Here is an 11,011-nt window from a genome sequence, read left to right on the forward strand (position 1 = left end):
GACGCGCGCAGCAATCGCTAGATCGCTTTTTCCGGTGAAAAGCAGCTAAAAAATTGAAATTCAGGGATTATTCGAGCCGAGAGCCGGTCCGTCATCCATGATTTCCGTCTGCTCCGCGTCCTCATCCGTTTCTGCGTCGCTATAGGCGGGGGGCTCGTCATTGACCCATTCTTCGGTTTCCGGGTTAAGCGTGGCGACTGCCGCCCCGGCGCGAACCGGCATGGCAACGAAAGTGCCCTGATCTTCCATCGGCAGGGGTCTGTTAATCTGCATCCGGTAAATTGCGAACAGGCCAATGGCGATATGGGCTGCTGCGATCCAGCCAAAGAAGACCATACTGCCGAGGATTGTCATAAATTGACCGACGATCAGCGGGCCGAAAATCGCGCCGACGCCGTTGGCAAACATCAGGCCGCTGCTGGCCGCGACCATCTTGTCCGGCTCCAGATAATCATTCGTGTAGGCAATGCAGAGCGAATAGAGGGGCACGGAAAAGCCGCCGAACAGCGCGACCGCTCCCAGGAACAGGAGGAAATTGTTTTCCTCTCCGGCATACATGGCCAGCAAGGCGGCCCCGCCGCTCAGCATGGTTGTAATCATCAGAACCATACGCCGGTCGAATTTATCCGAGAACCGCCCGACAGGCCATTGCAGGAGAACACCGCCCAGGATGGAAACACTGATAAAGCTGGAAATTTGCGCAACCGACAGGCCGATATTATCGCCATATACCGCCGCCATACCGTAAAAGGCACCGCCGATGACGCCTTGGGCGCACATGCCGATAACCCCGAGAGGGGAAATTTTATATAGCTCTTTCAGCTTGAGCCGGGTACTGGCCGTGAAGTTGGGGGCCGGGTTTGCCGTGAGCGTCATCGGGATAAGGGCCAGGGAAACCAGCACGGATACGAATATAAAGAGCGAATAGCCGCCTGGATCCGCCACATTCAGGAAAACCTGACCGAGTGCCATCCCGCCCATCATGATGATCATATAGACCGAGAGAAGCTGACCACGGGTTTCATTGGTCGCCGCGTCATTGAGCCAGCTTTCACAGACGATATAAAGACCCGCAAAGGCGAAACCGGTCACAAACCGCATCGCGCCCCAGACAAAAGGATCAACGAAAACCACATAGATCAGCGCTGCCGAGGAGGCGAGCGACGCCAGCGCGGCAAACACCCGCACATGACCGACATTGGCAAGAATCTTGGGCGTGATCACCGATCCGAACAGGAAGCCGAGATAATAACCCGACATCACCAGACCAGTCACGGCAGCCGGGAATCCTTCCAGCGAGGCGCGGATACCGACAAGACTGAGTTGCAGGCCGTTTCCGACCATGAGGAAGCCCAGTCCAAGGAGGAGTGGCCAGGAATTTATTACTGCAGCATACATGGCCAAACATTCATAAAAAGAGGGCTTATTCTTATCCGCTTGTGGTTACAAACAGGGTGTCACGCTAATTGAAAAGCGACGTTTCCTGTTCAAAACCGGATGTTCAGGATTTTTCTTTCTTGAGCAGGAATTCCCGGCCCACCTTGACACCGGGAACGCCGTCATAGGAAATGATATCGGCGGTCGCGTAAGTCTCGGGCCAGATTTCCGGCAGGAACGATCCGGTGCCCACAACATCGATCGGCGCCTTCATGTTGCCCATGATCCGGCATTTCTCCACCGAGAAGCCGGAGGAGGCTACAATCCTGACCTTGTCAAACCCTGCGTCATCAAGTTTTTCGCGCATGGAGTAGATCGCGGCGGCGGAAACGCCCGTCCCGACCAGCCATTTCAGTTCCTGCTCCGACCGGTACTGGCGAATACCGCGCGGCATATAGCGTTCCAGCACCGCATAAGACGTCGCGGGATCGAGCCCTTCGATGAAGCGTCCGCCATGGGTATCCATGCGGACGGACATCTTTCCCTCCGCCGCCAATTCCGGAAACCGCTTGCAGGTTGCCAGCGCATCGGTGACTTCCTTGCCGTAGTAATCGACAAGAACGGTGAGCGGATCATCGGGGAAACTTTCATGGAACATCTCGGCGGCGCGGAGCGTGCTTCCGGCATATCCGATCAGGGCGTGCGGCATGGTGCCGAGCCCCCTGTCATTGCCAAAATAATGCGCTGTCTCGTTATTGGCATTGCCGATGAAGCCAACGGCGCCGAATTCCTTCTGCGCGGCGCGGCTCCCGACGGAAGCTGCATAGGCCATCATATCGGCCATCTCACTCCCGGCGCAGTGACGCGCGTCCATGGCGAGAAAACTCGCTTCGGGCAGATGGGAGCACATGGTGAAGGCGTTATAGGCGGCAACGCAGGCCGAGCCGAGCTTCTGCAAATAAAGCGTTTCCAGATCAACCAGATCATGAAAGCTGCCGGTGATATAGATAAGCGGTTCACCGGCGCCGACCCAGTCTCCCTCCGCGAAGCAAGGCTCGATCTTGAAGCTGTGGTCGCGCATCTTTGCGATATTGTCCAGCCAGTCGAGCATGATCTGCGGACAGAAGATAACCGGGCGTCGCATAAAAACAGCGTAAGTCACTGTTTTATCGCCAAATTGTCCGATAACACGCTTGGTTTTGTTAAAATACTGGTCGGTATGGTCGGCGATGGATGTATCCACCGCCTCCCGTTTGGCTACTGGCGTCTGACTGGTCATATCCGTCGAAGATTACGAGGCGGCAGCGATGGCCGTCCCGTTTCCCCTTTCTTTCTTGATCATTTCGGAAATCAGGAACGCGAGTTCCAGCGCCTGATTGGCGTTGAGGCGCGGATCGCAGGCTGTGTGATACCGATCGCTTAAGCCCTCCTCGGTGACCTCGAACGCGCCGCCGATGCATTCGGTGACATTCTGTCCGGTCATCTCGAAATGAACACCACCGGCATAGGAACCTTCGGCCTGATGCACATCGAAGAACTGACGCACTTCCGTCAGGATGCGGTCAACGGGGCGGGTTTTATAGCCGGTCGTGGACTTGATCGTATTGCCATGCATCGGATCGCAGGACCAGACAACCGTCCGCCCTTCCCGCTCGATTTTGCGGATCAGCTCCGGCAGATGTTTCTCGACATTATCCGCGCCGAAGCGGCAGATGACCGTCATGCGGCCCGCCTCATTCTCCGGGTTCAGCGCATCAATCAGGCGGAGCAGGCCATCGGCCGTTTGTGTCGGCCCGGCCTTGACGCCGATCGGGTTGGCAACCCCGCGCAGGAACTCAACATGCGCTTCATCCGGATCGCGGGTGCGATCGCCGATCCACAGCATATGGGCGGAGGTATCGTAGTAATCGCCCGATGTGCTGTCAACGCGGGTCAGCGCCTGCTCATAGGGGAGCAGCAACGCCTCATGCGAGGTGTAGAAATCCGTCCGCCCCATTTCCGGGGTGTTGGTTGAGGACACGCCGCAGGCTTCCATAAAGGCGAGTGCATCATGAATGCGGTCCGCCATCTCGCGGTAGCGATCCCCTTGCGCGCCACTGGCGACGAACCCCATGTTCCAGCTATGGACCTGATGCAGATCGGCATAGCCGCCTTGCGCGAAAGCCCGCAAAAGGTTGAGGGTTGACGCGGCCTGCGAGTAGGCTTTCAGCATCCGCGCCGGGTCAGGCACGCGGGAGGTTTCATCAAATTCAAAACCGTTGATGATATCGCCGCGGTAGCTTGGCAGCTCGACATCGCCCACCGTTTCCGTATCGGAAGAGCGCGGCTTGGCAAACTGGCCGGCAAGGCGGCCCACCTTCACGATTGGGCAGTTCGCCCCGAAGGTGAGGACAACGGCCATCTGCAAGAGAACCTTAAAGGTGTCGCGAATGTTATCGGGATGGAATTCAGCGAAGCTTTCGGCGCAGTCGCCGCCCTGAAGAAGAAAGGCCCGGCCATTGGCCACCTCGGCCAGCTTTTTCTTCAGGTTCCGTGCTTCGCCCGCAAAGACGAGCGGCGGAAAGGATTTCAACTCCTTCTCGATCGCTTCAACGGCCTGGATGTCCGGATAGGTTGGCAGCTGGCGCACAGGCTTTTGTTTCCAGCTTTCAGGGGTCCAGGTTTTAGACATCTCTATATTCCTTAAATCTCATTCGCTCAAAAAAGCTATTATCTACAGCCTTTTATGGTTTACGCAATGGATAACCGGCCTTTTTTCGACATTTTAGTCAAAAAATCCGGCCGATTTCCCGTGTTCCTGATGAAATAGGGCCCGCCTCAGGCAGCGACAAATTTCTCCCGCATGGTGACGATCTCCTCGGCAAGCGACGGATGAACGCCGACGGTCGCGTCAAATTGCGCCTTCGTCGCCTTGCATTTGAGCGCGATGCCGACGGCCTGGATAATCTCCGCCGCGTCGGACCCGACAATATGCGCGCCAACGACAATGTCGCTTTTTGCATCAACAATCAGCTTCACGAAGGCTTTTTCCGTGCCGCCGGTCAGCGTCTGCTTCATCGGGCGGAAGTCGGATTTATAGATATCAACCTCGCCGTATCTTTCGCGCGCGTCCTCCTCGCTCAGCCCGACAGTGCCCACCTGCGGTTGGGAAAAGACGGCGGAGGGGACATTTTCATGATCCATCGCGCGCGGCCGACCGCCGAAGACCGTCTCGGCGAAGGCCATGCCTTCATGAATGGCGACGGGGGTGAGTGCAATCCGGTCCGTGACATCGCCGACGGCGTATATGTTGTCAACGGTCGTCTGGGAATCCGGCGTGACCTTCACCGCGCCGTTCTCTTTCAGTTCCACGCCGATGCCTTCAAGGCCGAGGTCTGCCGTATTCGGGCGGCGTCCCGTGGCATACATGATCGCATCGGTTTCCAGCACATCGCCATCCTCCAGCGTCACCTTAAGGCCGCTGTCGGTTTTCTCAATTTTTGCGGGGTTCGAATGGGTGCGCAGATCGATGCCTTTTTTCTGGATCTCGTCCGCGAGGAAATTCTGCACATCCTTATCGAAGCCGCGCAGGATCTGCGTGCTGCGGTAAAGCTGCGTCACTTCCGCGCCGAGGCCATTGAAAATGCCGGCAAACTCGACCGCGATATAACCGCCGCCAACGACAATTACTCGTTTCGGGAACTCTTCCAGATGCAGCGCCTCGTTGGAGGAAATGGCATGCTCGATCCCCGGCACATCCGGCATGACCGGCGCGCCGCCCGTGGCGATCAGGATATATTTCGCCGTGATTTCCTTATCCCCGACCCGCACCGTATTGCGATCAACGAGTGTCGCGCGGCCCTGATACAGCTCGACATTATTGTTATCGAGGATCGTATGGTAGATGCGGTTCAGCCGGTCGATTTCCTTGTCCTTGTTGGCGATCAGCGTCTCCCAGGAATGGGTCGGCTTGCCGACCGTCCAGCCATAGGCGGCGGCATCCTCGAAATCCTCCGAAAAATGGCTCGCATAGACCAGTAGTTTTTTCGGCACGCAGCCGCGAATGACACAGGTGCCGCCCACGCGGAATTCCTCGGCAATGGCCACCTTGGCGCCGAGGCTGGAGGAGATGCGCGAGGCACGGACACCACCGGAGCCAGCCCCGATGACAAAAAGGTCGTAATCGAATTCCACTTTATTCTTCCTATACTCGGATGCCCTTACGGCATCGGGTTGGCGCGGCCCCGGAATTTGTATCGGCGATCAGCTGTCGATGCCGCCAATACACATGTATTTAATCTCCAGATAATCATCAATGCCGTATTTTGAACCCTCCCGGCCGATACCGGATTGTTTTACACCGCCAAAAGGTGCAACTTCCGTCGAGATAATGCCCGTATTGATGCCGACGATGCCATATTCCAGCGCTTCGCTCACCCGCCAGATGCGGCCGATATCGCGCGCGCAGAGATAGGCGGCAAGACCGAATTCCGTATCATTGGCCATCGCAATCACGTCTGCCTCGTCCGTGAAGGTGAAAATCGGCGCCATGGGACCGAAGGTTTCTTCGCGGGCGACTTTCATGTCCTGCGTGACACCGGTCAGGATCGTGGGCTCAAAAAAGGTCTGGCCAAGGGCGTGCCGATGCCCGCCCACGGCCAGCGTTGCGCCTTTATCAAGCGCGTCCTTGATATGATCCTCCACCTTCTTGACGGCGGCTTCGGTGATCAGCGGACCCTGCATGACACCCTCTTCAAGGCCGTTGCCGACTTTAAGCGATTTGACCTTTTCGGTCAGTTTCGCAACAAAAGCGTCCTGGATGCTCTTCTGCACATAGATACGATTGGCACAGACACAGGTCTGCCCGGCGTTGCGGTATTTCGATGCCATCGCGGCCTCGACCGCTTCATCGAGATTGGCGTCATCAAAAACGATAAAGGGCGCATTGCCGCCGAGTTCCATCGATGTTTTCTTGACCGTGCCCGCACATTGCTCCATTAGCAGCTTGCCTACAGCGGTCGAGCCGGTGAAGGTTAGCTTGGCCACCAACGGATTTGACGTCATTTCCTTGCCGATATCCTTCGCCTCACCCGTCACAACGCCGAGAATACCCGCCGGTATCCCCGCCCGCTCCGCCAGTACCGCCATGGCAAAGGCGGAATAAGGGGTGAGTTCGGCGGGCTTGATCACCATCGGACATCCGGCGGCGAGCGCGGGCGCGGCCTTTCGCGTGATCATGGCGATCGGGAAATTCCACGGAGTAATCGCGACGGTCACGCCAATCGGCTGTTTGATCACGACAATGCGTTTGTCGCTTTGATGTTCGGGGATGGTATCGCCATAGATGCGTTTACCTTCCTCGGCGAACCATTCGATGAAGGAGGCCGCATAGGCCACCTCCCCTTTGGCTTCAGCCAGCGGCTTGCCCATCTCGACGGTCATGATCTTTGCGAGATCGTCCGTCGCCTCCAGCATCAAATCATGCCATTTACGCAAGATGTTCGCCCGTTCCTTGGCGGTCTTGCCGGCCCAGGCAGGCATGGCGGCCTTCGCCGCCTCAATCGCGCGGCGGGTCTCGCTTGCGCCCATTTCCGGTACGGTGCCGATCACCTCACCGGTTGCCGGATTGGTCACCTCCAGCGTCTTGCCGCTGTCCGCATCGCACCATTTTCCGGCGACAAGTCCCTGCATCCGCAACAGCTCGGGATCCTTCAGGTTAAGAGGATTGGTGTTTTTGTCCAGCATGGTGAGCTCCTTGGGTTGGGGTTTCGGTGCGCGGCCTGCAACGCCGTGACCGAAGCCGGAGTTTATGCCACAATATCTAATAGTCAATCATCGATCCTCAACCGTTTCTTGATTTTAGCGCGGGTTCCATTGAAAATAGAATGCAAGTGCCCTAGTCTGGCGCAGAAATACCGACCAATTTTATTGCGGAGAATGTGCTGTGGCGAGTGGATCGAAAAAAGTTATCTATGCAGCACTGGCGGGCAATTCGCTGATTGCCATCTCGAAATTCACGGCGGCGTTCTTTACCGGAAGTTCCGCAATGCTGAGCGAGGGCGTGCATTCGCTTGTCGATACGGGCAATCAGATCCTGATGCTCCATGGTCTCAAAAAAGCGTCGAAAAAGCCGGATAAAATGCATCCCTTCGGTTACGGGACGGAGCTTTATTTCTGGGCCTTCGTCGTTGCCATCCTGATTTTCGCGCTTGGATCGGGCATCTCCCTTTATGAGGGGATCAAGCATATCCGCCATCCCGAAGTGATCACCGATCCGACCTGGAATTATGTCGTGCTGGGCCTTGCCATCATCTTCGAGGGCTGGGCCTGGACCGTCGCTTACCTCGAATTCAATCGCGTCAAGGGTAAACGGGGCCTCTGGCAGGAAGTCCGCCGCAGCAAGGATCCGACCATCTTCACCATTTTGTTTGAGGATACAGCGGCGATGCTGGGGCTTGTCGCGGCGCTTGTCGGTATTTTCCTTGCCCAGTATCTTGGTATCCCGGAACTTGACGGGGTGGCCTCCGTCGTGATTGCGGCCATTCTTGCGGCTGTTGCCGTTCTGCTTGCCATTGAATGCAAGGGACTGCTCATCGGAGAGGGCGCGAGCAAGGAGGTTGTTGAAGGAATTGAACAAATCTTCAGTAATGACAGCCGCATCGTCAGCCTGAACGAACTTCTTACCATGCATATGGGGCCGACAGATATATTGGTGAATGTCAGCATTGATTTTTCCGATGCCCTTGACTCGAAAGAAGTTGAGGCCGCGGTCAGTGATTTTGAAACCCAGATCAAACAGCAGTTTCCAAATGTTAAGCGCATCTTTATCGAGGCACAAAGTTTCTTGTCGCATATTCGCGTAAATTCTGCTTAAAGGTACAAAAATAAAAAAGGAAAAAAATTAAGTGGAAGCGATTGCTGTTGAAGATGACGCCCGATCTGACAATTTCAAAAAAATATACCGGTATGATGTTACCTCGGCGGATAATTTCGAAACACCCGCCGTCAGCAAGCTCTATCAGTGGTGGGAGGAGTTCAAGCCCGGCCTGCCGATGCGAACGGACTTCGATATTTCCCGTCACTGGACGATTGCCCCGTCGCTCTATCTGATCGAGGCGGTCGCGCCCGGTCAGTATCTTCACCGGCTGAATGGGGAGAATGTTGTCGATATCATCGGCGTTTCCTTGCGCGGCCACGAAATTTCCCTGACCAGCCCGCTCCCGGAACTGCGCCGGTTTGCGAGCTATATGGATATGCTGGTGGAAGGCAAAAAACCTGGCCGCTGCGAGGGCATTGTCGAGGTTCTGGGAGTGCGGGACGCAAAGTTCGAAACCGTGGATTGCCCGCTCCTGCGCGATGATGGCAGTGTCGGTTTCCTGCTCGGGGCGATCTCGCTGCGTGACTGATTCCGCCCGTCACCTGGCCGAAAATGAGCCCCGTCCATCGTTAGAATCGATATATTTTTTCACCGATTGATGGAAAAATCCGCCTGAATCACCGAAAATGAGCTTGATTTTGGTTCTGCAAGGTTTCAGAATTAGCGAATATACCAATAGCGAAAACGAGTTAGAGTAAGAGTACGGGAGGCCGCAATATAGGTTGGCATATTCTTGCGCTGTGTATGTGGCACATGAATTGAGACCTAATTGAAAATAAGAGACAACTGCGGAGTGTCCTCCGCCTTAGAGGTGAAACGTCCGACCGTTTCCCGTGAGGCGGACCAGATTACAGGAGTTGATATGTTCCTATTATCGCAAATACTCAAACACCTTGTCCAGCAGGGCCAGCTCACGGTTTATGATGCGGACGGCAAGGAACATTTCTATAAGGGAACGGAACCCGGCCCGACCGTAAAAATCCGCATCCATTCACGAAAGGCGGCGCGCAAGATTGCGATCTACCCCAAGCTGTTCCTTGGGGAGGCCTATATGGAGGGCGACCTCACGATGGAGGAAGGCGGGATTTATGACCTTCTCTATCTTTTTACCCGGAACCTCGGCTGGGGCTCGCGCAATTTGCTGGTCAATTTTGGCGATTTCGCCTATCGCTTCTACTGGTTCTTCAACCAGTTCAACCCGAAAAGCCGCTCGCTCAAGAATGTCGCCCATCATTATGATCTGAGCGACGAGTTTTACGATCTCTTCCTTGATGAGAACCGGCAGTATTCCTGTGCCTATTACAAGACGCCGGATGACAGCCTTGAGCAGGCTCAATTGCAAAAAATGGCGCATATTGCGGCGAAGCTTGCGCTGAAACCGGGGCAGAAAGTGCTGGATATCGGGTGCGGCTGGGGCGGCATGGCGCGCTTTCTCGCGGAAAATGCCGATGTTCAGGTGACCGGCGTGACGCTCTCGAAAAACCAGCTTGCCTATGCAAAGGAAAAGGCCAGCCAGACGGGGCTCTCGACGAAGGTTGATTATCGCCTCACCGATTACCGTGATGTGACGGAGAAATTCGATCGCATTGTTTCCGTCGGTATGTTCGAGCATGTGGGCGTGCCCCATTACAGGGAATATTTCCGTAAGGTAAAATCGACTCTGACCGATGATGGCGTCGCGCTGATCCATACCATCGGCACCGCTGATGGCCCCTCACCGACCAACGCCTGGATCCAGAAATATATCTTTCCGGGCGGTTATATTCCGCCGCTCTCGCAAGTCATGCCCGCAATTGAGAAGGCCGGGCTTTATGTTACGGATATCGAGGTTTTGCGCCTGCATTATGCCGAGACGCTTCGCGACTGGCGCTTGCGCTTCCATGAGAAGATCCACATGGTGCGGGAGATTTATGATGATCGCTTCTGCCGGATGTGGGATTTCTATCTCTCGGCGAGCGAGGTTTCCTTCCGGAACAGCGGCCTTGTCGTGTTCCAGATACAGCTCTCCAAGGACCTGGAAGAACTGCCATTGACCCGAGACTATATCAGCGAGATTGAGGAAAACGAACTCAACCCCGCCCGCGTCGCGGCGGAATAATCCCTACTCCACCGTCACCGATTTCGCGAGGTTGCGGGGCTGATCAACGTCAGTGCCTTTGAGGACCGCGACATGATACGCCAAAATTTGCACCGGGATCGCGTAAAGGATCGGGGCGACGAACGGATCGACCGTCGGTAGCTCAATGGAGCCAAGCGCGCGACCGCCAAGCTGTTTGATCCCCGCCGCGTCGGACATAAAGATCACCCGGGCATTCCGCGCCATCACTTCCTGCATATTGCTCGCGGTTTTCTCGAAATAAGGATCGCTTGGGGCCACGACAATCACCGGCACCATTTCATCAATCAATGCGATGGGGCCATGCTTGAGTTCGCCCGCCGCATAGCCTTCCGCATGGATATAGGAAATTTCCTTCAGTTTCAGCGCGCCTTCCAGTGCGATGGGATAGCCCGTCCCGCGACCAATATAGAGCACGTCGCGTGCCTCGAATATTGCCTCGGCAAGGGCCTTGATATTCTCATCACTATCGAGAATTTCAGCGGCGCGTGCCGGCACTTCGGAAAGCGCCGCACAGAGCCGCGCCTCCTCCTCATGATCAATCGTGCCGCGCTTCACCCCCGCATCGATGGCGATACAGGCGAGCGTCACCAACTGGCAGGTAAAAGCCTTGGTGGAGGCAACGCCGATTTCCGGCCCCGCCTGCGTATGGAAGACGAAAT

General features: G+C 55.9%; 9 protein-coding genes. 3 read left to right on the forward strand and 6 right to left on the reverse strand.

The features are described 5' to 3' along the window. Positions 1-60: 60 nt before the first annotated feature. The 5 genes from P1U71_RS12380 to gabD form a co-directional block, all read right to left on the reverse strand. Complete coding sequence (locus P1U71_RS12380; protein WP_301105919.1) at positions 61-1,398, reverse strand: MFS transporter; 1,338 nt, start codon at positions 1,396-1,398, stop codon at positions 61-63. Positions 1,399-1,501: 103 nt separating this feature from the next. Beyond that, positions 1,502-2,656: a hypothetical protein gene (locus P1U71_RS12385; protein WP_301105920.1), complete on the reverse strand. Its 1,155-nt coding sequence runs from the start codon at positions 2,654-2,656 to the stop codon at positions 1,502-1,504. A 12-nt stretch (positions 2,657-2,668) separates the two neighbouring features. Next, positions 2,669-4,048, reverse strand: a complete 1,380-nt coding sequence (locus P1U71_RS12390; protein ID WP_301105921.1) for a class II 3-deoxy-7-phosphoheptulonate synthase — start codon at positions 4,046-4,048, stop codon at positions 2,669-2,671. 146 nt (positions 4,049-4,194) lie between these two features. Beyond that, on the reverse strand, positions 4,195-5,550 hold the full coding sequence (gor, locus tag P1U71_RS12395; RefSeq protein ID WP_301105922.1) for a glutathione-disulfide reductase: 1,356 nt from the start codon (positions 5,548-5,550) through the stop codon (positions 4,195-4,197). 69 nt (positions 5,551-5,619) lie between these two features. Continuing rightward, on the reverse strand, positions 5,620-7,101 hold the full coding sequence (gabD, locus tag P1U71_RS12400) for an NADP-dependent succinate-semialdehyde dehydrogenase (RefSeq protein WP_301105923.1): 1,482 nt from the start codon (positions 7,099-7,101) through the stop codon (positions 5,620-5,622). A 199-nt stretch (positions 7,102-7,300) separates the two neighbouring features. Here gabD and P1U71_RS12405 point away from each other — a divergent pair, with 199 nt between their 5' ends. From P1U71_RS12405 to P1U71_RS12415, 3 genes are all read left to right on the forward strand, one after another. Continuing rightward, on the forward strand, positions 7,301-8,230 hold the full coding sequence (locus tag P1U71_RS12405; RefSeq protein ID WP_301105924.1) for a cation diffusion facilitator family transporter: 930 nt from the start codon (positions 7,301-7,303) through the stop codon (positions 8,228-8,230). A 31-nt stretch (positions 8,231-8,261) separates the two neighbouring features. After that, positions 8,262-8,762, forward strand: a complete 501-nt coding sequence (locus tag P1U71_RS12410) for a PAS domain-containing protein (RefSeq protein WP_301105925.1) — start codon at positions 8,262-8,264, stop codon at positions 8,760-8,762. Between the two features lie 264 nt (positions 8,763-9,026). Then, a complete protein-coding gene (locus tag P1U71_RS12415; RefSeq protein WP_301105926.1) occupies positions 9,027-10,331 on the forward strand; it encodes a cyclopropane-fatty-acyl-phospholipid synthase family protein in 1,305 nt (434 codons plus the stop codon). A 3-nt stretch (positions 10,332-10,334) separates the two neighbouring features. On the opposite strand, the gene P1U71_RS12420 is transcribed toward P1U71_RS12415, so the two are convergent. Next, the coding region (locus P1U71_RS12420) for an SIS domain-containing protein (protein ID WP_301105927.1) at positions 10,335-11,011 on the reverse strand (677 nt) is incomplete at its 5' end.

Origin of the sequence: Sneathiella sp. (genome assembly GCF_029233945.1) — a bacterium.
In the GTDB taxonomy this organism is placed as follows: domain Bacteria; phylum Pseudomonadota; class Alphaproteobacteria; order Sneathiellales; family Sneathiellaceae; genus Sneathiella.

Bases quoted from the DNA above. Each gene is read 5' to 3' on its own strand.
- gabD (WP_301105923.1), bottom strand. From the start codon at position 7,101: ATGCTGGACAAAAACACCAATCCTCTTAACCTGAAGGATCCCGAGCTG.
- P1U71_RS12380 (WP_301105919.1), bottom strand. From the start codon at position 1,398: ATGTATGCTGCAGTAATAAATTCCTGGCCACTCCTCCTTGGACTGGGC.
- P1U71_RS12385 (WP_301105920.1), bottom strand. From the start codon at position 2,656: ATGACCAGTCAGACGCCAGTAGCCAAACGGGAGGCGGTGGATACATCC.
- P1U71_RS12390 (WP_301105921.1), bottom strand. From the start codon at position 4,048: ATGTCTAAAACCTGGACCCCTGAAAGCTGGAAACAAAAGCCTGTGCGC.